This window comes from Streptomyces sp. NPDC028368 (genome assembly GCF_055565615.1).
Genome location: NZ_JBVHTY010000001.1, coordinates 161,695 through 183,564, shown reverse-complemented (window position 1 = coordinate 183,564; position 21,870 = coordinate 161,695). Strand labels below are relative to the sequence as shown.

The window sequence follows — 21,870 nt, the reverse complement described above, 5'->3', positions numbered from 1 at the left end:
GCTGCTTACTTCTCCGGCGCAGTCCGGTTGTCAGGCGGACTTGCGGTTGCTGTCGCGCGGATGCACGGCAATGTTCATGGTGCCGGAGCGCAGGACGGCCAGCCTCTCGGCCAGCACCTCCTCGAGCTCCTCGCGGGTGCGCCGCTCCATGAGCATGTCCCAATGCGTACGCGCGGGCTTACCCTTCTTCTCCTCGGGGCCATCTCCATCCACCAGAAGAGAGGGTGCACCACATACCTTGCACTCCCACTCCGGCGGAATCTCGGCCTCAACCGAGAACGGCATCTCAAATCGATGGCCGTTCTGGCATGCGTACTCCACCGCCTGGCGCGGGGCCAGGTCGATGCCGCGGTCGGTCTCGTAGCTGGTCACCACGAGTCGCGTGCCGCGGAGAGCTCGCTCACTCATGAATCGTGCCTCCCGGGCTTGTCGCCCACAGGACAGGTGTCGCTGTCGTCGTCATCCGGTCAACGTCCGGTCGGCGGTGAAGATTCCCGTAATCCGGGACTTGCGCCCACCCGTCGCCCACCACCGCCCTTGACGGAGGCGCTGCGCGCCGCTTGGTTCCTCTTCGTGCCGCCCCTTGTTGTACCCACCAGCGCCCGGTTTGTCACATCTGGCAGCAGATGTCACCCAACGCTTTACATAGTTGAGCGCGCAGTAACGGTCCGCCTGGTGAGCCAAAGGCGTACACTACCGGCCCGCACCCTCCGAACCTAAATCCGGTCCGGGACAGGGTTGCCCGCCGCCGCGATCGCCCGCCGCACCGGCACCCTCGCCAGCAGGACAAATCCGACCGCGAAGAACGCCACCAGGGACACGATCGCGTCCCGGTAGCTCCCGGTCAGCTGGTAGGCCACCCCGAAAACCAGCGGGCCCAGCCAGCTCACCCCCCGATCACTCATCTCGTACGCGGAGAAATACTCGGCCTCCTTGCCGCGCGGCACCAGATGCGAGAACAGCGACCGCGAGAGCGCCTGACTGCCGCCCAGGACCAGACCGATCGCCGACGCCAGCGCGAAGAACCACACAGGCGCCTGCGCCGGCAGGAAGAACCCCACCGCGAGCGTCAGGGTCCACGCCACCAGCGACCCCAGGATCGTGCGCTGGGCGCCGTACCGCCGCGCCAGCCGCCCCATCGCCAGCGCGCCCGCCGCGGCCAGCACCTGCACCAGCAGGACCGCGATGATCAGCGTCGTCTGGTCCAGCCGCAGCTCCTCGGAGCCGTAGATCGACGCCTGGCTGATCACCGTCTGCACGCCGTCGTTGTAGACGAGATAGGCCAGGAGAAAGGCGAGGGTGAGGGGATGGCGGCGCATCTCGCGCAGCGTCCTGCGCAACTGCCGCCACCCCTGGCCGAGCGCCGGGCCGCCCGGCTCCTCCCGTACGGCGTTCCGCGCGGCCCGCCGGTCGCGCAGCCGGCGCAGCGGGATCAGCGCGAACCCGCCCCACCACAGTCCCGCCGACGCTAGGCAGATGCGTACGGCGGTGCCCTCCGAGACGCCGAAGGAGGCGTGCCCGGCGTACAGCACCAGATCGGCGATCAGGACCAGCGCGCCCGCCGCGTAGCCGAACGCCCAGCCCCGGGAGGACACCGCGTCGCGTTCATCGGGCTCGGCTATCTGCGGCAGGAAGGAGTTGTAGAGCATCATCGACACGACGAAGGAGACGTTCGCGATGATCAGCAACGCGCCGCCGAGCAGATAGCGCTCGCCGGCCAGGAAGAACATCCCGGCCGTCGCCGCCGCCCCCGTGTAAGCGCAGGCGCCCAGCAGCGGCTTCTTGCGGCCGGTCCGGTCGACCAGCGCCCCGGCGACCGGCATCGCCAGCACCGACAACAGCAGCGAGGCCGAGACGGAGTAGGCGAAGAAGGAGCCCGCCCGCACCGGAAGACCCAGGGGATGGACATACCCGTCCGCATCCGCCGCGGCCTTGGCCACCGACGTCAGATACGGCCCCAGGAACACCGTCAGGACGCTCGTCGAGTAGACGCTGTTTGCCCAGTCGTACCAGTACCAGCCGCGTTGTTCCCGGCGTCGGGCCGCCGACTCTTCTTCGGCGCCCCCGATCACGGCCTGTGCGCTCACCGCGCCCACCCCCGTCTTCCTGTCCCCGTAGTCGCCGTGGCGGACCGGCACCGGGCAGTCAGACCCAGGAGCCCCGCTCGGTCAGCACCGTGCGCAGTGTGTCGATGTGGTCGGTCATGATGCCATCCACGCCAAGGTCCAACAGCGCCGCCATCCGATTCGCGTCATTGATCGTCCAGACATGGACCTGCATACCGAGCGCATGCGCCGCGCGCAGGAACAGCGGATCGACGACGGGGATGCCGGACTGCCGCTCGGGGACCTGGACGCAGACCGCGCTACGCCGCACCGCCGCGCCCAGCAGCCGGTCCAGCGGCACCGCTCCCCGCCCGTACGAACGCATCCGCAGCCCGGCCACGCCACGGGTGCCGAGCGAGGTCGCCAGCCGCGGACCCGCCAGCCGCTGCGCCCGCGCGACCCGGGCCTCGGAGAACGAGCCCACGCACACCCGGTCCCACGCGCGGGTCCGGCGCAGCAGGTCCAGGAGCGGCGTCAGGGCGGCCTCCGCCTTGAGATCGACGTTCCAGCGGGCCTCGGGGAACTCCTCCAGCAGCTCTTCGAACAGCGGCAGCGGCTCCCGGCCGCCGACCCGGGCCTGGCGTACCGCCCGCCAGGGGAGCCGTTCGATCTTCCCGCCGATGTCGGTGACGCGGTCGAGGGTCGCGTCGTGGAAGGCGACGAGGTGTCCGTCGGAGGTGGCGTGGACGTCGGTCTCCAGATAGCGGTAACCGAGGTCCACCGCGCGCCGGAAGGCGACGGCGGTGTTCTCCAGGCCGTCCGCCGCCCCGCCCCGGTGGGCGAAGGGGAGCGGGGCGGGGTGGTCGAGATAGGCGTGGCGGAGGCGTATCGCTGAGGTCACTTCCGCAGTATTGCGCGCTCGGGTGAAGCCTCTGCGCGGGCCACCACCTGCGACTGCTGCTGCGGCATTCCCTTGATCGCGAAGTGCCGGAGGAAGAACTGGGCCAGCGGCCCGATGGCCAGTGCGTAGACCACCGTGCCGGCCCCGATGGACCCGCCGAGCGCGAAGCCCGCCACCAGGACGGTCACCTCGATGCCGGTCCGCACCAGCCGCACCGGACGGCCGGTCCGCAGCTGCAGCCCGGTCATCAGGCCGTCGCGCGGGCCGGGGCCGAAGCGGGCGGAGATGTACAGGCCGGTCGCGGCGCCGTTGAGGACCACGGCAAAGGCCAGCAGCGGGATCCGGGCGGCGAACGCGTGGAGCTCGGGCACCAGCGCCATCGTCGCGTCCATCACCACCCCGAGGATCACCACATTCGACACCGTGCCCAGGCCGGGACGCTGGCGCAGCGGGATCCACAGCAGCAGGATCAGCGCACCGGAGACGATGGTGACGGTGCCGATCGTCAGCCCCGTATGACGGGATATGCCCTGGTTGAGCACGCTCCACGGCTCCAGGCCGAGGTCGGCGCGCAGCATCAGGCCCATGCTGACGCCGTACAGCACCAGCCCCACGTAGAGCTGCACCAGCCGCCGCGGCAGCAGCGCCCTCGGTATGCCGGATTCCCTGGTGATGGACACGACTCTTCCCCCTCCTGGCAGAATTGGACTGACGCATGCCACGATGTGGCGGGTACGGACTCGTGAAGTAGAGCCAATTCCGGGAAGGTGGACTGATTTCCATGGCGCAGTGGACTTCGGCGGTAGGTGCGCCCCAACTCGCCCGGCTGCTCCGGTCGCAGGACCCGCGCGACGCCGAACTGACCGCCGCCGGGCGCCGGTTGCCCGCCTATCGCACCCTCGCCGACGGCGTACGCCTCCTCGTGCTGGAGGGCCGGGTGCCGGTTGCCGCCCGGCTGCCCGCCGAGCGGGAGCTGGCCGCCGCGTTCGGCGTCAGCCGCACCACCGTCGCCGCCGCCTACGAAGCGCTGCGTGCCGAAGGCTTCCTGGAATCCCGCCGCGGCTCCGGCAGTTGGACCGCCGTCCCGGCCGGCAACCCGCTGCCCACCCGTGGTCTGGAGCCGCTGCCGCCGGAGGCCGCCGGCTCGATGATCGACCTCGGCTGCGCCGCCCTCCCGGCCCCCGAGCCATGGCTGACCCGCGCCGTCCAGGGTGCCATGGCCGACCTTCCGCTCTACGCCCACACCCACGGCGACTACCCAGCCGGCCTCCCCGTCCTGCGCCAGGCCCTCGCCGACCGCTACACCGCCCGCGGCATCCCCACCATGCCCGAGCAGATCATGGTGACGACGGGCGCAATGGGCGCCGTCGCCGCAATCTGCCGCCTGTGTACGAGCCCCGGCGAGCGGGTGGCCGTCGACTCCCCGTCGTACGCCAACATCCTTCAGCTGATGCGCGACGCCGGCGCCCGGCTCGTCCCCGTCGCGCTCGGGGAGCGGCTGGCCGGCTGGGACATCCCCGTCTGGCGCCAGGTGATGCGCGACGCGGCACCCCGTATGGCATACGTCGTCGCCGACTACCACAACCCCACCGGCACCCTCGCCACCGACGACCAGCGCCGCCGGCTCGTCGATGCCGCGCGGTCGGCCGGCACGCTGCTCGTCGTCGACGAGACCATGGCCGAGCTCCAGCTGGACGCGGACGCCGAACCGCCCCGCCCGGTCTGCGCATTCGACCCCGCGGGCAGCGCCGTGATCACGGTCGGCTCGGCCAGCAAGGCGTTCTGGGCCGGTATGCGGATCGGCTGGGTACGCGCCGCGCCCGACATCATCCGCAGCCTGGTCGCCGCCCGCGCCTACTCCGACCTCGGCTCACCCGTCCTCGAGCAGCTCGCCATCGCCTCGCTCCTGGAGACCGGCGGGTGGGAATCCGCCATCGAGATCCGCCGGGAGCAGGCCCGCGAGAACCGCGACGCGATCGTCGCCGCCGTGCACCAGCACCTGCCCGACTGGGAGTTCAGCGTCCCGCACGGCGGCCTGACCCTCTGGGCCCGTACGGGTGGCCTCTCCGGGTCCCGTATCGCCGAGGCGGGGGAGCGGCTGGGGGTGCGCGTCCCCTCCGGCCCGCGCTTCGGGGTCGACGGCGCCTTCGAGGGCTTTGTACGGCTCCCGTTCACGGTCAGTGGCGCGGTCGCCGAGGAGGCCGCCGTACGGCTCGCGGGCGCCGCGCGGCTGGTTGCCAGCGGCGCCCCCATCGCGACCGAAGCGCGCCACGCCTTTGTCGCCTGACGATCCATCAGCACATCGGGGGCCTCAGCCCTCGATGTGCGCGGCCTCCGACCCGTTGACCGCGATGGCCCCGCCGCCGTTGACGGTCGGCATCCGCCCGCTCGCACCCAGCGGGGCGGCCTCGTCCGCGGCGGGCGCGGACTTGGCGAACGACGTCGACGCGGCCATCGGAACGGTCCGCTCCGGCAGCAGCGCCATCATGGCCATCCGCTGCGCCTCGCTGGTGGCCTCGTCGAACGGATCGGGGGTGGCCGGCACCTGGAGCCGCAGCACCGGACCGCTCCCCAGCCGTACATAGCCGCGGCCGGGCGGCACATCGGCCGTCGGCGTGGTGTGCGGCGGCGCCCCGAGCACCGACCGCACCGCCTCCGCCGACGCCGGCCCGAGCACGACCCGCGCCCTCGTGTACGCCCGCACGGCGTCGCTGAGCAGCTCGGCGCACTCGAACTGATCGGCCACGACGACGGTGACATTGGCCGCCCCGCCGTGCCGCAGCGGCACCTGAAGCAGCCGCTGCGGATCGTCCCGGCCCTCCGCGGCCGCGAGGTGGGCCAGCGACGTCGGACGGTCCGCGATGACCCACAGCGGCCGCCGGGTGTCCTCCGGCGCGGACATACCCGCCTGCCGCGCCCGGTTCGCCGAGATCAGCCGCCGCTCGGTCTCGTGCGCGGCCCACTCCAGCGTCGCCTGCGCCCCCGCGAGCCCGCTCTCCACCCCCAGCACACCGCAGCGCCCGGCCAGGCACGCGAACTCTCCGGTACCGCTGCCGTCGATGACCAGCACATCGCCGTCGGCCAGCGCCTGCAGTGCGATCGACCGCAACAGCGTCGTACCGCCCGTCCCCGGTTCCCCCACCACGAGCAGATGCGGCTCGGTGGACCGCAGGCCGGTACGCCAGACCACCGGCGGCGCATCCTGTGTCTCGTCACCCTGGATGACCGGCAGGGTCCGGTGGACCGACTCCGGGTCGGTGAACCCGAGGACCGTCTCGCCGGGGGAGACGATGAATTCCTGCGCCGTGATGTCCGTGGGCAGGGCGCCAAGGACGCTCAGCACCAGCTGATTCGCCGCCTCGTCCCAGGCGAAGTGATACTCCCGGCCGCGGCCGGACTTGGCGTGCAGCACCTGCTCGATGCGGGCCCGGGACAGGTCCTCGCCATCGGTGAAGTACGCCGGGTACTTCAGCTGCAGGCGCTCCAGCCGCCCGCTCTCGTCGAAGCTGAACTCCGTGAAGGCCTGGTCCCAGTCGCCGCCGTGGGCATAGAGGGGGCTGGGGTCACCTTCGGCGCAGAAGTACGGCACCAGGGCTTCGTACAGCGCCTGCAGCCGCTCCGCCTCGGCCTCGCTGGGCCCGGAGTCTGCGGGCGTACCGTCCCGCCCCGCCCAGGCCGCCGCCCCCATCACCGAGATGGCTGCGAGCAGCGGCCCGTACGGCACCAGTGCCACGGCCACCACACATGCGGCAACGAAGAAGAACAGCGAGCCACGGCGATCCTTGGGCGTCGCATCCCAGCGCTGTCTGCCGGTGGCGGCCAGCCGGCGCAGTCCACGGCTGATGGTGATCAGCGGATGGAACACGTCGGTGGCGCTGTCGGCGGCGGTGCGCGCGATGTCTCTGCTGCGCGCGAGGGAAGCGCTGTCGGTCAGGATGCGGGGCAGGGGGCGCCGTGCCACATCTGTCTCCTGTTGTTCGTGCGGTGGTCGTGACGGGCTCGACGTGGGAGGCGAGCCGGGTGGCAGGGGCTAGATCTTGAGTCCTCCCAGGAGGCTCGCGAGGCTCGCGCCGCCCGCCCTGATGCTGGGCGCGATGGCGGAGCCCGCGAGGTAGAACCCGAAGAGCGCACAGACCAGCGCGTGGGACAACTTGAGGCCGTCTTTGCGGAAGAAGAGGAAGACGATGACACCGAGCAGAATGACGCCGGAAATGGACAGAATCATGGGGGTTCTCTCCTGGGTGGTGGGGACGATCACCATGAGTTCTTCCAGCCTCACAGCAAGTATCAAGCCATCAAAAGCTGCGAATGGGTGATTTATCGTTGAAACCCCCCAAACGGGCCTCGTCCGTAGAGCGTGTTGCCTGGAACTGTGCTTCGCGTGTCCCGCCCGGATCCCGCCACCCGGCGCCCCCGGGACCTCCGGCACAATCGGGGGGTGTCGAAGAAGAAGCCGCGCCGCCCGGCCGCCATGGACCCCGCCTCGCCCTGCCCCTGCGGACGCGAGGAGACCTACCGCGCATGCTGCGGCGCCTGCCACGTCGGGCACACCGCCGCCCCCACCGCGGAGCGGCTGATGCGCTCGCGCTACAGCGCCTTCGTCGTCGGTGACGCCGGATATCTGCTGCGCACCTGGCACCCGACGACCCGGCCCGCCGGCCTGGAATTCGTCTCGGGGCAGCGGTGGACCCGGCTGGAGATCCTCGGCACCACCGGGGGCAGCGCCTTCCACACCGAGGGCACGGTGGAATTCCGCGCGCACTACACGCTGCAGGGCGAGAGCGACAGTCAGTACGAGAACAGCCGCTTCGTCCGTGAGAACGGCCTGTGGGTCTACCTGGACGCCCTACCGCCCGCCTGACCCGCCCGCCTGACTCCGGCCTACCGCCCGCGCAACATCAGCTGCTCGATCTCGCGGCGGTCACGCTTGGTGGGCCGACCCGCTCCACGGTCACGCGTCGGGGCGACGGGCACCTCCTCGCGCGGCGCGGGCGCCGGGCTGTTGTCGACGAAGCACTCGGCGGCGACCGGCGCGCCCACCCGCTTGCGTACCAGCTTGGAGACGACCACGATCCGGTCCCGGCCGGCGAACCGCAGCCGCACCTCGTCGCCGCTGCGCACGGCATGGGCCGGCTTCACCCGGTCGCCGTTGACGCGGACGTGCCCCGCGCGGCAGGCGGCGGTGGCCTGCGAACGCGTCTTCGTCAGCCGTACCGACCAGATCCAGCTGTCGATGCGGGTGGTCGTCCCCTCGTCTGAAGCCATGACACGACTCTAGGCCGAGCGGGGGCGGGCAGGCGCGGATTAAGCGGATGCCTTCTTGCTCGCCCTCTTCGCCGGGGTCTTCTTGGCGGCCGCGGACTTCGTGTTCTTCGAGGAGCTCGCGGCGGCCTTGGCGGTGCTCTTCCCGGCCGTCGCCGTCTTCTTCGCCGCCGACTTCTTCGTGGCCGTCTTCTTGGCCGCGGCCTTCTTCGTGCCGCTCTTCTTCTCCGCCGGCGCCGGCTCGGCCTTCTTCGCCGCCTTCCGCCCCCGGATCGGTGTGACGGACGCCGACCGCCCGGACTCCGCCCCGCCGCCCCCCTGGGCCGCGGCGACGCTCTTCTCCAGCGCAGCCATCAGATCGATCACCTGGCCGCCGGCGCCGGACGTATCGGGGGCGAGCGGTGCCCCGCCCTCCAGCTTCTGGGCGACCAGCCGCTCGAGGGCCTCGCGGTAGTCGTCGTGGAGTTCGTCGGGGTCGAGCTCGCCCAGGGCATCCATCAGCGTCTCGGCCAGCTTCAGCTCGTTCTCGCGGATCTTGATGTCGGCTCCGGGGCCGAGCCCGGCCGCCGGCCGTACCTGGTCGGGCCACAGCAGCGAATGCATCACGATCGCCCCGTCGTGCGCCCGCAGCATCGCCAGCGACTCCCGCCCGCGGATCGCCACCTTCCCGATCGCGACCTTGCGCTGGTGCTCCAGCGCCTCGCGCAGCACCGCGTACGGCTTGGTGGCGGAGGATCCGTTCGGGCCCAGGTAGTAGGCCTTGTCCAGCTGGAGCGGGTCGATCTCGGCGGGGTCGACGAACGCCAGGATCGCCAGCGTCTTGGCCGTCGGCAGCGGCAGCCGGGACAGGTCCTCGTCGGTGATCTGCACGATCGCGTCCTCGTCCGGCGCCTGATAGCCCTTGCCGACCTCTTCGTTCGGCACCTCTTCCCCGTCCAGCTCGCAGACCTTGCGGTACTGGATCTGCGCGCCGTCCTTTTCGTGAATGCGCACGAAGGAGACCGACGGGGTGCGGTCGGTCGCGCTGTACATCTTCACGGGGATGGTGACCAGACCGAAGGAGATGGACCCATTCCAGATGGAACGCATGCTTCATCCCTTATATGCGAATCTGTGGGATTCTCATCGTATGTCGCCGATCACCGTCGTGGAGGGGCGGCGCCTCTCGCTGACCAACCTGGACAAGGTCATCTATCCCGGGACCGGTACGACCAAGGGCGAGGTGGTGCACTACTGCACCGTCACCGCGGACCCGCTTCTCGCGCATCTCCGCGACCGCCCGCTCTCCTTTCTGCGCTACCCCGACGGACCCGACGGCCAGCGCTTCTTCACCAAGAACGTGCCGCCCGGCACCCCCTCCTGGGTGCAGACCTGCGAGGTGCCCCACACGACCTCCGGGCCCACCCGTCAGGTCCTGCTGCAGGACCTCTCCTCGCTGGTCTGGGCCGCCAACCTGGTCGTCGAGCTGCACGCACCCCAATGGACCAGCCAGGCACCGGGCACCGCCGACCGCCTCGTCCTCGACCTCGACCCCGGCGACCCGGCCACCATCGTGGAATGCTGCACCGCGGCCCGGTGGCTGCGCGGCCGACTGGCGGCCGACGGCCTCAACGTCTACGCCAAGACCAGCGGTTCCAAGGGACTGCACCTCATCGTGCCCATCGAGCCGACCCCCTCGGAACGGGCCACGGCCTACGCCAGATCCCTCGCCGTCGAAGCGCAGGCGGCCCTCCCGGACCTCGTCGTCCACAAAATGACCAAGGCGCTGCGTCCCGGCAAGGTCTTCATCGACTTCTCCCAGAATGCCGCCGCCAAGACCACCGCGGTCGCCTACACCCTCCGTGCCCGCGCGGCCCCCACCGTCTCGGCCCCCGTCACCTGGGAGGAGATCGCCACCTGTACCGACCCGGACCAACTCACCTTCCTCTTCAGCGACATCGCGCCCCGCCTCGCCCGCGACGGCGATCTGCTCGCCCCGCTCCTCGACCCGGACCGGTCCCGCCCGCTCCCCAAAGAGCCCGGGTGACCGTGCGCCGCGGCATGGATTGATCACCATGCGCCCTGAACTCGGTGCTGGTGCCCCAGCTCGTACGGGCACGGGCCGAGCACGCGGACGGCGGGCGGGCCGTCGAACAGCGGCTGGTCACCCTCGTCCTGAGCCCTGCTGTTCGTGCTCGCCAACCTCGTCGTGATGGTTGTCGTCACGCACTTCGCCAACGTCGCGGACCAGCAACTCCCCACCGTCGGTGGGGGATGCGCCGCCCACTCCTACGCCCAGAACATCTAAAAGATCGGGGAGTTGCGGAGTCCGCCCGGTCTGCGGTGAGGTGGGCCGGGTGGCGGCGGCACATTCCTGACGACGAAACAGCAATTCACCGTCTTACCGTCTTTACCTCCCCATAGCCGTAGTTGACTGTTCGTCACCGGGTAATCACACAACTCTCTCCCTCCGTTCACACCGTGGTGAATACGGCGATGGAAAGCTGCCTGCGGCCGTATACCCAACGGCCGGTGCCGGCCGTGCCCCCACATTTCACGGCTCGGTGCCACATTTCGGGGAGAGGACACCATCCGTGGACCACACCCGCTTGTCCCGTCGCGGCCGAACCGCGCTGACCGTGGCCGCCGGAACCGCGTTGGTGGCGGTGGCCGTACAGATCCCGTCCACCGCCACGGCCGGTACGGCGGCCCAGGCGGCGCACGGCAGATCCATAGCCGCGAACGCCGCACCGCACCACGACCGGACGCGCTACGACACCACGCGCCACGACATCACACAGTACGACGACACGTACTACAAGGACGCGATAGGAAAGACCGGCCAGGCCCTCAAGGATTCGCTGCACCAGATCATCAGCAGCACCCAGACCGGGAAATTGACCTATTCTCAGGTCTGGGACGCCCTCAAGGACACCGACGAGGACCCGGCCAACAGCGCGAATGTCATTCTGCTGTATTCCGGGCGCTCTCAGAGCAAGAACTCCAACGGCAGCAATCCGGACGACTGGAACCGTGAGCACGTCTGGGCCAAGTCCCATGGCGATTTCGGTACGGCCACCGGCCCCGGTACCGATATTCACCACCTTCGCCCGGCGGACGTGTCCGTCAACAGCACGCGCGGCAACAAGGACTTCGACAACGGCGGTACGGAGGTTGGCGAGGCGCCGGGCAATTACACCGACGGCGATTCCTTCGAGCCCCGCAAGGCCGACAAGGGCGATGTGGCGCGGATGATCCTCTACATGGCCGTCCGGTACGACGGCGGGGACGGGTTCCCCGACCTGGAGCCCAACGACAAGGTGGACAACGGCTCCGCGCCGAGCATCGGACGGATCTCCGTCCTGAAGCAGTGGAGCGAGCAGGACCCGCCGGACACCTTCGAACAGCACCGCAACCAGGTGATATTCGACAAGTACCAGCACAACCGGAACCCGTTCATCGACCACCCGGAGTGGGTCAACGAGATCTGGTAACCGGCACCTGGCGCACCGCCGGGCCCGGCGACCCTGCCGGGCCCGGCCCCTCTGCGTACCGTCGGCATCGGAGCGTTGCGGCGCGGTAAGCGGCGGGCCACCGCCCCGTAACGCGAGGGTGGCATTCCCGGCCGATATTCGGGGCACGACAGGCCGGATTTCATCGCACATTCGTCCGGTTGTTCGTGGATCCGGAGGATGCGGACTGCCCTTGCCCGGTGAAGGACGACGCGTCTGCCACGGTGATCGTGACGGCTGGGCGTTGGTCGGTGTAGCGTCCTGATCAGCTGTCGTGGTTCCGAAGTGCCGGACGCCCGTGTCGCATTCACGGGCGTTCTTGCTGTGCAGTGCGTCTCCGGACCAGGGCGATCACCTCCGGGTTCCGCAGGTCGCGGAAGCCGATTCAGAGCCCGTTTTTGACGAAGGAGACTGGAATATGGCCAGCGGCACGGTGAAGTGGTTCAACTCGGAAAAGGGTTTCGGGTTCATCGCGCAGGACGGCGGCGGCGCCGATGTATTCGCGCACTATTCGAACATCGACGCGCAGGGCTTTCGTGAGCTCCAGGAAGGCCAGAAGGTGACCTTCGAGGTCACCCAGGGCCAGAAGGGCCCCCAGGCCGAAATGATCCGCCCGGTCTGATCGCCGCTCATCGCCATGGCGCCCGTTCCCGTGCCGGGAGCGGGCGCCATGGCGTGCGGGGGCCGGCTGCTCAGGGGCGCCGGTCGTTGAGGATCTTCTGGAACAGACGATGGTCGCGCCAGGCGCCATTGATGTGCAGGTACTTCTCTGCGATGCCGTACTGGGTGAAGCCGCACTTGGCCAGCACCCGCTGCGAGGCGACGTTGTCGAGCAGCGTGCCGGCCGCCAGCCGGTGCAGCCCCAGCTCCGTATCGGCCGCCGCGCAGACCCGGGTCAGTGCCGCGGACGCCAGCCCGCGGCCCACCTGGTCCGCGCCGATCCAGTAGCCGACATTTGCGCTGCGCAGCGGGCCCAGCACGATGCCGGAGAGCGAGATCGAACCTACGATGACGGGCTCCGCGGCGGCGTCGTCCGCCACCAGTACCCAGGGCATCCCACGCCCGGCGTCCCGCTCGGCCAGCATCCCGCGCAGCCGCTCCGCCTGCCCGGCCGGCGTGAAGAACGCCTCGTCGCGGTCCGGCTCCCAGGGCCGCAGATGGTCGCGACTGCGCCGGTACGCGCGGGAGAGGGCGGCGGCGTCGTCCGGTGTGGCGGGCCGCATGACGACATCGGGAGTGAGGCGCACGGACGCGGTGATCATCCGCTCAGCGTACGAGCACGCCGACACGCGGGCGTGCCCGAGGCACGCCCGCGACGGATGACATGGTGAGCCGCGGCGCGACGGCGCGACTCGTCGTGGTCAGGACTGCGGCGGCCGGTCCTGGTCCCCCGGCTTGCCGTACTGCTCCTTGAGCCTGTCCTGGGCCGTGTCGACCTGACCCTGGTACTTGCCCTGGGTCTTGCTGTCGATGAAGTCCCCGGCCTTGTCGATGCCCTGGTCGGCCTGCGATTCGTGGCCCTTCAGCATCTTTTTGATCTTGTCCATCATGGACATGGGACATCCTCCTCACCACGGTCCCCCACGACTCCAGCATCACCCCCTGGCCCGCGATCTGCATCCGCGCGCCGAAGCCGGGCGGGCCACACCGGGATCACTCGTACGGGCCAGACCGGCCCGGGAATTCCCTACGACAGCCCAACGGCCCGCTCGACGGGCACGACGCCGCAGCCCGGCCGAGAATGCAGCGGTGACCGATGAACACTGCACTGCCGACGGCACCACGCCGCGGCGCATGCCGTCCCACGAGCAACGGCGGCTCGCCCGAAAGGCGCTGGCCGGCCGCGCGCGGGACGCGGACGATCTGGCCTTGCTGATGGACATGCTGGGCCTGGACCCGGCCGGCGACCGATGCCACGACGCGGCCCATGGCCAGGGGGCGGAGCACGGCCCACCGGCCGAACGCGGGACCGAACGCGGGACCGGACACGAGCGGCGGCCCGGCACCCGCCGCGATACCTGCGCCGACGCGCGCTCGCGCTCGGCCGACCCCGGGTAAGGGCGGCCGGCCCGCCGGTAACGCCACCGGCCGCCCCGGCCCGCCCAGACCCGCCGCCGCGGACACTGGCCGTCGCCGTCGACCTGGATGCGTTCTAGGCCTCCCGCACCAACCGCAACGTCACGATCTGGAACGGCCGTAGCACCATCCGAACGGTGTTCCCCTCCCGTTCCACCGCCGGGCCGTCGTCCGTCGGCCGTTCCAGAAGGTCGGTGGTGTAAGCGTCGGCCAGGGCGAAGACGGTGGTCAGGGTGGCCTTGGCCCGGCCGCCGTGGGCCTCGTGGAGGCGGACGATCACATCGCCGCCGGTGTCGTCGGCGAGCTTGACCGCCGTGACGACCGTGGCGTCGTTGTCGACCGCGACCAGCGGCGATACCGGGCCGGCGCCGGCGATCCGGCGTTCGGGGAGATTGATGCGGTGGCCCTCGCGCACCGCGTCGCCGACGGTGGCGCCGGGCGCGAGCGCATAGCGGAAGCGGTGCAGGCCCTGGTCGGTCTCCGGGTCGGGGAAGCGTGGGGCGCGCAGGAGGGAGAGCCGTACGGTCGTGGTCGTGCCGTGGTCGCCGTCCTCCCGGACGGTGCGGGTGACGTCATGCCCGTAGAGGCAGTCGTTGACCAGCGCCACGCCCCAGCCCGGCTCCTCGGCATGGACGAAACGGTGTGCGCAGGCCTCGAACTTGGCGGCCTCCCAGCTGGTGTTGGTGTGGGTGGGCCGGTACAGATGCCCGAACTGGGTTTCCGCGGCGTAGCGTTCGGCGTGCAGATCCAGAGGGAAGGCAGCCTTGAGGAACTTCTCCGTCTCGTGCCAGTCGACCTCGGTGGCAACGTCCAGGCGCCGCTGACCCCGGGCGAGGGTCAGCTCCTGCACCACCCGTGAAGCGCCGAAGGAGCGGGTGACGCGTACCGTCGCGGCATCCCGCGACACCGCGCTCAGCGCCATCTCGTCCGCCTCGGTGAGGTCGGTGACGACATTGCGGTAGAAGGAGTCCACGTCCCAGGCGTCCCACATGTTCGGGAAGTCGGGGTGGATCTGCAGCAGGTTCGCGGCGCCGCCGGGCGCGACGGTCTCGCGGTCGGCGGCGAGATCGTACGCGGAGACGACCAGGCCGCGGTCGTCGATCTCGATGCGCAACAGACCGTTGTCGAGGCGGAATCCGCCGGCCGGGCGGGCCGTCGCGCCTACCTCCGGCCCCTCCTTCACCGCCCGGCCGATGGCCCCGGCCGCCACCCCGCCGCGGCCGTGCGGCGCCGCGTTCACCACCAGCTCGTCGCGGCCGGCGCCGGCCAGTGCCGCGAGCGCAGCCCCGATGATCCCCTCGAGCTCGGCGGCGACCGCCACGTACGTCTGCTCCGCCTCGCGATGCACCCAGGCGATGGACGAGCCCGGCAGGATGTCATGGAACTGGTGCAGCAGGACCGTTTTCCAGATGCGGTCCAGGTCCTGGTAAGGGTAGGGATACCCCACCGTGACGGCCGCGGTCGCCGCCCAGAGTTCGGCCTCGCGCAGGAGCTGTTCGCTGCGGCGGTTGCCGCGTTTCGTCCGCGCCTGGCTGGTGAGCGTCGCGCGATGCAGTTCCAGATACAACTCGCCCACCCATACCGGGGCTTGGGGATACTCGGCCTCCGCCTTGGTGAAGAAGTCGGCGGGCTTCTCCCACTCCACCACGGCCGACCCGTCCAGATCGCGCAGCCTGCGGGCCTTGGCGATCATCTCGCGGGTGGTGCCGCCACCGCCGTCGCCCCAGCCGGTGGGTGCGAGCGAGTGCCGGGCCACGCCCTTGTCCTTGAAGTTCCGCGCCGCATGGGCGATTTCGCTGCCCGCCATCTGGCAGTTATAGGTGTCCACCGGCGGGAAGTGGGTGAAGATCCGGGTGCCGTCGATGCCCTCCCAGCGGAAGGTGTGATGCGGGAAGGCGTTGACCCGGCTCCAGGAGATCTTCTGCGTCAGCAGCCATTTCGACCCCGCCGCCTTGATGATCCCCGGCAGCCCGGCGGCGAATCCGAAGGTGTCCGGCAGCCACGCCTCCTCGTTCTCGACGCCGAACTCCTCCAGGAAGAACCGCTTGCCGTGCACGAACTGACGGGCCATCGCCTCCGACCCCGGCATATTGGTGTCCGACTCCACCCACATCCCGCCCGCCGGTACGAACCGCCCTTCCGTCACCGCCTTCTTGACCTTGGCGTACACCTCCGGGCGGTGCTCCTTGATCCAGGCGTACTGCTGCGCCTGCGACATGGCGAAGATGAACTCCGGCTCGTCCTCCAGGAGCGCCGTCATGTTCGATGTCGTACGGGCCACCTTGCGGACGGTCTCCCGCAGCGGCCACAGCCAGGCGGAGTCGATATGCGCATGCCCCACCGCGCTGATCCGGTGTGCGGAGGCCGCCGCGGGCGCCGCCAGTACCTCCCGCAGCTCCGCACGGGCGGCCTGGGCCGTCCCGCCCACGTCCTGCAGATCGACGGCGTCCAGCGCCCGGCCCACCGCCCGCAGCACCTCCCAGCGCCGGTGACCGTCCACCGCAAGCTCCGCCATCAGCTCGCCGAGCACCTCGAGATCCTGGATCAGCTCCCACACCGCGGTGTCGAACACCGCCAGATCCAGCCGTGCCAGCCGGTACTGCGGCTCGCTGCCCGCCGTCTCGCGGTCGCCCAGCGGGGTGGGCAGGAAGGGATGGACGTCGAGGATGACGGGGTTGGAAGCGGCCTCCAGGTGCCACTCGAGGCGCTCGCCGCCGCGCACCGGTGCCCCCACCCGCACCCACTGGTTGCGCGGGTTGATCGCCTTCACCGGAGTGCCGTCGGGCAGATACACCAGCGCCTCGCACTGGAAGCCCGGCATCCGCTCGTCGAAGCCGAGGTCAAGCACCGCCTCGACGGTGCGTCCTGCCCACTCCACAGGCACCTCGCCGCTGACCTTGAACCAGGTGGTGCCCCAGGGCGCGCCCCAGGCATCACCCACCGCGACCGGTGTGTGCGGGGCGGCCAGGCCCTCGGCCACGGGCACCGTTCCCCAAGCTCTCGACTCCGCTCGAGCAGGGGAGACCCCCACGCCCGGCGCGACCCAGGCCGCGACATCCAACGGGACGGATTCCGGATACAGCGCGGGCCGGATGCGCTCGTTCAGTACGCGCTGGAGGCGGGCTTCGGTCAGGGCACGATCGTCATGCATGGCGGCGGCTCCGTGGAGAGAGAGTGGAGAGAGTCGGGGAGGAGGCGGACGGGGGCTACCAGGGGTGCGTGGTCTCGGCCGTATCCGAGCCGGTGAACAGTTCGGATGCGGCGCGTACGTCGAGCCGCAGCGCCGGTTCGTTCTGCTCATGGCGCAGGCCCGGCACAGAGAACGCCGTGCCGCAGGTCCTGCCGAGGAAGCGGCGGCGGGACAGCGGGACGGGGTGCTGGGGCATGCGTGCTCCTCCGGTGGGCTTGCGGCCTCAGCCAACCTCGTCGGGTGTGCAGACCTCGGTGATCTGACGGGACATCAAGTGCGCGGAATCCGACGCGAGTTCGGCCAACACCAGGCAGGGGCGGGCACCTTGGGCGGTGAGCTTCGCCCAGGCCTCGAAGACGGCGCCGCCGGGGGCACACACCGAACGGTGGGGCGCGGCCTCGGCCCCGCCGGCATCGACGACCAGCGCGGTATGGCGCACCGGGGGACGGTGCGCCCGGCCCCGCCACTCCTCGACCAGCGCGGCGATCGCCTTGCCCGCCGGCTTGACCGCACCGTCGTTGCCGAGCAGCCCCAGCCCGTACTCCAGCTCGGGAAAGTCCGCCAGCGACCGCGATACGTCGTGCGAGCACCACCAGGTGACGCCCCAGAGATCCGGGCAGTCCAGCGCATTGACGACGGTGGCCTCCGTGAAGCGCGCCGCCCGGTCCCCGGGGATGTGCGGGGCGGGGGCGCCGACTTCCTGGAGCCATACGGGGCGGTGCGGATCCACCGCCCAGGCCTTGGACAGCTCGATCAGATACGCGGCGTGGTGTTCGGTGGCGGTGCCCGTCGGGCCGTGCCGCTGCGCGGTGCCGTTGAACACCCAGGAGTGCACGGCGGTCGCGGCGCCGAGGCGGGCGGCCTGGGCGGGCGTGAAGGGATGCCCGTCGCGGTACCAGGCGGCGTCGTACTCGGCATGCAGATGCATCCGCCCCGGGGCGCCCCGCTCGCACGCCGCCAGCATCCGCTCCAGCCAGGCCGTGGCCTGTGCGCCGGTGATGCGGTCCGGGTCCGGGTGCGGGCCGTCGGAGAACTGGTTGATCTCGTTGCCGAGCGTCATCCCGAGGAAATTGGGACGGTCGGCGAGCGCGGCGGCGAGCGTGCGCAGATACTCCTCCTGGCCGGTCAGCACCTCGGGGTCGGTGAAGAGATTGCGCCGGTGCCAGGTCTGCGTCCAGGCGGGCAGGAAGTCGAAGCTCGAGAGGTGGCCCTGGAGGCCGTCGACGTTCACGTCCAGGCCGCGTTCGGCGGCGGCGTCCGTCAGCTGGACGAGCTGTTCCACGGCGCGGGGGCGGATCAGGGTGCGGTTGGGCTGGAAGAGCGGCCAGAGCGGGAAGACCCGGATGTGGTCCAGGCCGAGGCCGGCGAGGGAGTCGAGGTCGGCGCGTACGGCGTCCGGATCGAAGTCCAGCCAGTGGTGGAACCACCCTTGGGCGGGCGTGTAGTTGGCGCCGAATCGCATGGGGCTCCTAGGAGTACGCAGTGGGGGAGTACGCGGTGCAGGAGGACGCGGTGCGGGAGTGCGGGGCGAGGGAGTGCGGGGACGACGTCAGCCCTTGACGGCCCCCTCGCCGACACCACGGAAGAAATAACGCTGCAGACAGGCGAACATCACGATCAGCGGGAGAACGGCAATGACGGTGCCCGCCGCGACCAGCCGCTGATTGTCCGCGAAGGTGCCGTGCAGAAAGTTCAGGCCGATGGTCAGGGTGAACTTCGACTGGTCGCTGAGCACGATCAACGGCCACAGGAAGTCGTCCCAGGCACCCATGAAGGCGAAGACCGCGACGACGGCGAGGGTGCCCTTGACCGACGGCAGCGCTATCCGTACGAACCGCTGCCAGGCGTTGGCGCCGTCGACGAACGCCGCCTCCTCGACCTCGTACGGCAGCCCCGCAAAGGCATTGCGCATCAGCAGCACATTCATCGCCCCGATACAGCCGGGCAGCAGCACCCCGGTCAAGGTGTTGTTGAGCTGCAGCTCCCGCATCGTCACGAACTGGGCGATCATGATGCTCTCGACCGGCACCAGCATCGCCATGATGAAGACGACCAGTGCGGTTCTACGGCCCCGGAAGCGCAGCCGGGCCAGGGCGTAGCCCGCCAGCGCCGCGCCCGCGCAGTTGGTGAGCACATTCGCGGCGGCGACCTTGAGTGAGTTCAGGGCGAAGTCCCAGACGGGAATGATCTTTGCGACGCCGGCGTAGTTGCCGAGGGTGGGCTCCCGCGGAATCAGGCTCGGCGGGTAGCGGTAGATGTCCTCGCCGGGGCCCTTGAGGGACGTGGACAGCTGCCACAGAAACGGCCCGACCGTCAGCGCCAGGACGGCCAGCAGCAGCACATAGCGCAGCGTCAGCTGCCATCCGGGCATCCGCCGCGCGCCGGATCGCGCCCTGCGCTCCCGGCTCCGTTCCCGGCTCATGCCGCGTCTTCCTTCCGGTTGGCACGCAACACCAGCAGCATCAGTCCGAGCGTGATCACGAAGACGACGACGGACAGTGCCGAGGCATAGCCGACCCGGCCGCTGAGGCCGGTGCCGGTCTGCTGGACGAGCATCACCAAGGTGGTGTCCTCGCCGCCGGGGCCGCCGGTCGGACCGGCCATCAGATAGACCTCGGAGAACACCTTGAACGCGCCCACCGCGGACAGCGCACCCACCAGGACCATCGTCGACCGCACCGCGGGCACGGTCACGGTCAGGAAGCGGCGCACCGCCCCCGCACCGTCGACCGCGCAGGCCTCATGCAGCTCCTCGGGGACGTTGGCCAGCGCCGCCAGATAAATGATCATGTAGTAGCCGAGGCCCTTCCACACCGTCACCGCCATCGCGCTGAGCAGCAGCAGCCAGGGGTCGCTGAGAAAGCCGACCCGGCCGAAGCCGACGTTCTCCAGCAGCGCGTTGATCAGCCCTCGGTCGTCCAGCAGCCAGACCCAGATCAGCCCGACCACGACGACGGAGGCCACTACGGGGGTGTAGAACGCGGCCCGGAAGAAGGTGATCCCGGGGAGGTGCCGCCGTACGAGCAGGGCCAGCAGCAGCGGCAGGATCACCAGCAGCGGTACGACCCCCATGACGTACAGCAGACTGTTGCGCAGCCCCGTCCAGAACATCGCGTCATGGATCAGCTCCCGATAATTGGCGCCGCCGACGTACTGCCCCGCGGTGAGTGTGCGAGCGTCGGTAAAGGAATTCGCCACGGTGCTCAGAAACGGATACAGGCTGAACGCGGCGACGATCAGCAGGCCGGGCGCCAGGAACAGCCAGGGACTGGACGGCAGATGCGTACGGATTCCGTGGGCCCGGCCGGTGCGCCGGGCCCGCCGCGTCCCCTGATCGTGCCGGGCCCGGCCGGGCATCGCCGTATGCGCGGTGTGCATCACGGGCCTCAGCCCGTCTTGAGCAGTCGGTTGCACTCGGCGACCGCGCCGTCCAGCGCCGCCTTGGGGGTCTGCTTGCCCTGCACCGCCTTGGCGACCGCATTGCGCAGCACGGTCTTCATCTGATCGCTGATCAGCACCGGCGTGTAATTCACCGCGGTTCTCAGCGACTTGGCGGATGCCACCCGCACCCGGGTGGCGTCGGTGCCGTCCTCCTTGGTGAAGTACGGGTCGTCCAGCGATCCCTTGGTGCTCGGGAAGATCGTGACCTTCCTCGCGAAGGCCATCTGGTTCTTCTTGTCCGTGACGAAGTGCGCGAACGCGACGGCCGCCGGTTTGACCTTGCTCTGCGCGTTCACCATCAGGCCCTGGACATACATATTGGCCTTACCGGTGTTGTTGACCGTGTCCGTGATCCCGATGTTCCGGTAGAGACTCGGCGTCTCTTTCTTGAAATTCTGCAGGTCAAGCGCGCTGCCCGGATTCATGGCCACGGACTGCTGCTGAAACTTCCGTCCCGAGGATTCGGCCTGCGCGGTGAGCGCCTGCGAGTCCAGCGCCCCGACCGCATACAGCTCCTTGTAATGCTGCAGCAGCTCGACGCCCTTGGGCTCGTTGAACGTGAACTCCGTGCCCTGTGTATTCATCAGCCGTACGCCATAGCGCCCGAAATCCTCGATGGACGGCGTACTCGCCAGCATCGCTATCTTCCGGTCGCTCCTCTTCGCCATCGAAAGGGCGTCCTTGAAGAGCTGGTCGTATGTCGTCGGCGGCTTGTCCGGATCGAGACCGGCCCGCCGGAAAAGCGCCTTGTTGTAGAACATCGGCCCGGTGTTCAGGTACCAGGGGAAGGCGTAGACCCCCTGCTGCCCCGGCATCTCATGACTCTTCCACGCCCCGGCGAGATACTCTCCGCGGTACTTCCCGGCAGCCTTCTCCAGATCGAGCGCCAGCCCGGCCTTGGCCAGCGGATACGCGAGATCGGGCGATACATTGACGACATCGGGCAGCGTACCGCCCGCCGCATCCGCGCTGAGCTTCTCCGGATATCCCTCGGCCGGCTGGTCGATCCACTTCACCTTGGCGTCCGGATACTTCTTCTCGAAGTCCGCGACAATACCCTCGAAGTAATCCTTGAAATTTGCCTTGAGGTTCCAGGTCTGGAATGTGACCTGCCCCTCGACCTTCCCCGAGGCGCTGCCGGACCCATCGGATCCACCCGACGCCCCGCATGCGGTCAGCGCCAGTGCCGATGCGATCACAGCCGCACCGATGACGGCCGTTCGGTGGGAAATACGCATGACGGACTGACCCCTTCGCTCTGACTTTCCCTTACCAGAACCGAGTCGAAATACTGCGCGAGAGGCGCCCTCGGGTAACGACGCGGCAGACCGTACTAATGCGATTTAGTAGGTGTCAATACCCACGACCGGAACGTCCGTCCTGCCACGCCTGAAGGCTCGTTTGACACACCTCGCCGAGCTGATCAGACTGGCCGCACTAATGCGGTTTAGGTCACAAGGAGAG

Annotated in this window: 22 protein-coding genes; 6 read left to right on the top strand and 16 right to left on the bottom strand. The window is 69.7% G+C overall.

All coding sequences use genetic code 11. From position 1 onward, the window contains the following. Positions 1 to 30: 30 nt before the first annotated feature. The 4 genes from ACZ4S3_RS00905 to yczE all read right to left on the bottom strand — a co-directional run bounded on the left by ACZ4S3_RS00905 (position 31) and on the right by yczE (position 3,620). Positions 31 to 408 (bottom strand): RNA polymerase-binding protein RbpA, encoded by a 378-nt coding sequence (locus ACZ4S3_RS00905; RefSeq protein ID WP_026170122.1) that lies wholly within the window; start codon positions 406 to 408, stop codon positions 31 to 33. A gap of 308 nt (positions 409 to 716) precedes the next feature. Continuing rightward, entirely contained in the window at positions 717 to 2,087 is a 1,371-nt protein-coding gene (locus ACZ4S3_RS00900; RefSeq protein ID WP_467924197.1) for an MFS transporter, read from the bottom strand. A gap of 58 nt (positions 2,088 to 2,145) precedes the next feature. Next, positions 2,146 to 2,946, bottom strand: a complete 801-nt coding sequence (locus tag ACZ4S3_RS00895; protein ID WP_467924195.1) for a glycerophosphodiester phosphodiesterase — start codon at positions 2,944 to 2,946, stop codon at positions 2,146 to 2,148. Then, entirely contained in the window at positions 2,943 to 3,620 is a 678-nt protein-coding gene (gene yczE, locus ACZ4S3_RS00890) for a membrane protein YczE (protein WP_467925179.1), read from the bottom strand. The genes ACZ4S3_RS00895 and yczE overlap by 4 nt, the downstream gene beginning before the upstream one ends. A 107-nt stretch (positions 3,621 to 3,727) precedes the next feature. On the opposite strand from yczE, the gene ACZ4S3_RS00885 reads away from it, so the two are divergent. Then, positions 3,728 to 5,233, top strand: coding sequence for an SCO1417 family PLP biosynthesis transcription factor (locus tag ACZ4S3_RS00885; RefSeq protein WP_467924193.1), 1,506 nt, complete (start codon positions 3,728 to 3,730; stop codon positions 5,231 to 5,233). Positions 5,234 to 5,257: 24 nt separating this feature from the next. Here the strand turns inward: ACZ4S3_RS00885 and ACZ4S3_RS00880 are convergent, their stop codons facing one another. Continuing rightward, positions 5,258 to 6,907: an ATP-binding protein gene (locus tag ACZ4S3_RS00880; RefSeq protein ID WP_467924191.1), complete on the bottom strand. Its 1,650-nt coding sequence runs from the start codon at positions 6,905 to 6,907 to the stop codon at positions 5,258 to 5,260. A gap of 69 nt (positions 6,908 to 6,976) precedes the next feature. Then, a complete protein-coding gene (locus ACZ4S3_RS00875; protein ID WP_046930414.1) occupies positions 6,977 to 7,171 on the bottom strand; it encodes a hypothetical protein in 195 nt (64 codons plus the stop codon). Positions 7,172 to 7,417: 246 nt separating this feature from the next. Here ACZ4S3_RS00875 and ACZ4S3_RS00870 point away from each other — a divergent pair, with 246 nt between their 5' ends. After that, complete coding sequence (locus ACZ4S3_RS00870; protein WP_467925177.1) at positions 7,418 to 7,807, top strand: YchJ family protein; 390 nt, start codon at positions 7,418 to 7,420, stop codon at positions 7,805 to 7,807. Positions 7,808 to 7,827: 20 nt separating this feature from the next. Here the strand turns inward: ACZ4S3_RS00870 and ACZ4S3_RS00865 are convergent, their stop codons facing one another. Further along, entirely contained in the window at positions 7,828 to 8,211 is a 384-nt protein-coding gene (locus tag ACZ4S3_RS00865) for an RNA-binding S4 domain-containing protein (protein ID WP_467924189.1), read from the bottom strand. 39 nt (positions 8,212 to 8,250) lie between these two features. Continuing rightward, positions 8,251 to 9,297, bottom strand: a complete 1,047-nt coding sequence (gene ku / locus ACZ4S3_RS00860; RefSeq protein WP_467924187.1) for a non-homologous end joining protein Ku — start codon at positions 9,295 to 9,297, stop codon at positions 8,251 to 8,253. A 40-nt stretch (positions 9,298 to 9,337) separates the two neighbouring features. Between ku and ligD the strand changes: the two genes are divergently transcribed. The 3 genes from ligD to ACZ4S3_RS00845 all read left to right on the top strand — a co-directional run bounded on the left by ligD (position 9,338) and on the right by ACZ4S3_RS00845 (position 12,321). Beyond that, positions 9,338 to 10,234, top strand: a complete 897-nt coding sequence (gene ligD, locus ACZ4S3_RS00855; protein ID WP_467924185.1) for a non-homologous end-joining DNA ligase — start codon at positions 9,338 to 9,340, stop codon at positions 10,232 to 10,234. Between the two features lie 547 nt (positions 10,235 to 10,781). Next, positions 10,782 to 11,681 (top strand): endonuclease I family protein, encoded by a 900-nt coding sequence (locus ACZ4S3_RS00850; RefSeq protein WP_467924182.1) that lies wholly within the window; start codon positions 10,782 to 10,784, stop codon positions 11,679 to 11,681. A gap of 436 nt (positions 11,682 to 12,117) precedes the next feature. Beyond that, positions 12,118 to 12,321 (top strand): cold-shock protein, encoded by a 204-nt coding sequence (locus tag ACZ4S3_RS00845; protein ID WP_466810315.1) that lies wholly within the window; start codon positions 12,118 to 12,120, stop codon positions 12,319 to 12,321. A gap of 70 nt (positions 12,322 to 12,391) precedes the next feature. On the opposite strand, the gene ACZ4S3_RS00840 is transcribed toward ACZ4S3_RS00845, so the two are convergent. Together ACZ4S3_RS00840 and ACZ4S3_RS00835 are read right to left on the bottom strand one after the other, a co-directional pair. Continuing rightward, the gene (locus tag ACZ4S3_RS00840) at positions 12,392 to 12,961 is read right to left on the bottom strand and encodes a GNAT family N-acetyltransferase (RefSeq protein ID WP_467924180.1); all 570 of its coding nucleotides are present in this window, start codon (positions 12,959 to 12,961) and stop codon (positions 12,392 to 12,394) included. A gap of 99 nt (positions 12,962 to 13,060) precedes the next feature. After that, positions 13,061 to 13,255, bottom strand: coding sequence for an antitoxin (locus tag ACZ4S3_RS00835; RefSeq protein ID WP_467924179.1), 195 nt, complete (start codon positions 13,253 to 13,255; stop codon positions 13,061 to 13,063). Between the two features lie 193 nt (positions 13,256 to 13,448). Here ACZ4S3_RS00835 and ACZ4S3_RS00830 point away from each other — a divergent pair, with 193 nt between their 5' ends. After that, positions 13,449 to 13,757, top strand: coding sequence for a hypothetical protein (locus tag ACZ4S3_RS00830; RefSeq protein ID WP_467924177.1), 309 nt, complete (start codon positions 13,449 to 13,451; stop codon positions 13,755 to 13,757). A gap of 94 nt (positions 13,758 to 13,851) precedes the next feature. On the opposite strand, the gene ACZ4S3_RS00825 is transcribed toward ACZ4S3_RS00830, so the two are convergent. The 6 genes from ACZ4S3_RS00825 to ACZ4S3_RS00800 form a co-directional block, all read right to left on the bottom strand. Further along, positions 13,852 to 16,926 (bottom strand): alpha-mannosidase, encoded by a 3,075-nt coding sequence (locus tag ACZ4S3_RS00825; RefSeq protein WP_467924175.1) that lies wholly within the window; start codon positions 16,924 to 16,926, stop codon positions 13,852 to 13,854. Positions 16,927 to 16,981: 55 nt separating this feature from the next. Beyond that, complete coding sequence (locus ACZ4S3_RS00820) at positions 16,982 to 17,161, bottom strand: hypothetical protein (RefSeq protein WP_467924173.1); 180 nt, start codon at positions 17,159 to 17,161, stop codon at positions 16,982 to 16,984. 27 nt (positions 17,162 to 17,188) lie between these two features. Further along, complete coding sequence (locus ACZ4S3_RS00815) at positions 17,189 to 18,427, bottom strand: glycoside hydrolase 5 family protein (protein WP_467924171.1); 1,239 nt, start codon at positions 18,425 to 18,427, stop codon at positions 17,189 to 17,191. An 87-nt stretch (positions 18,428 to 18,514) separates the two neighbouring features. Further along, positions 18,515 to 19,387, bottom strand: coding sequence for a carbohydrate ABC transporter permease (locus ACZ4S3_RS00810; RefSeq protein ID WP_467924169.1), 873 nt, complete (start codon positions 19,385 to 19,387; stop codon positions 18,515 to 18,517). Then, positions 19,384 to 20,343, bottom strand: a complete 960-nt coding sequence (locus ACZ4S3_RS00805) for a carbohydrate ABC transporter permease (protein ID WP_467924167.1) — start codon at positions 20,341 to 20,343, stop codon at positions 19,384 to 19,386. Before ACZ4S3_RS00805 ends, ACZ4S3_RS00810 begins: the two co-directional genes overlap by 4 nt. Before the next feature lie 8 nt (positions 20,344 to 20,351). Continuing rightward, positions 20,352 to 21,644 (bottom strand): ABC transporter substrate-binding protein, encoded by a 1,293-nt coding sequence (locus ACZ4S3_RS00800; RefSeq protein ID WP_467924165.1) that lies wholly within the window; start codon positions 21,642 to 21,644, stop codon positions 20,352 to 20,354. Positions 21,645 to 21,870: the final 226 nt, after the last annotated feature.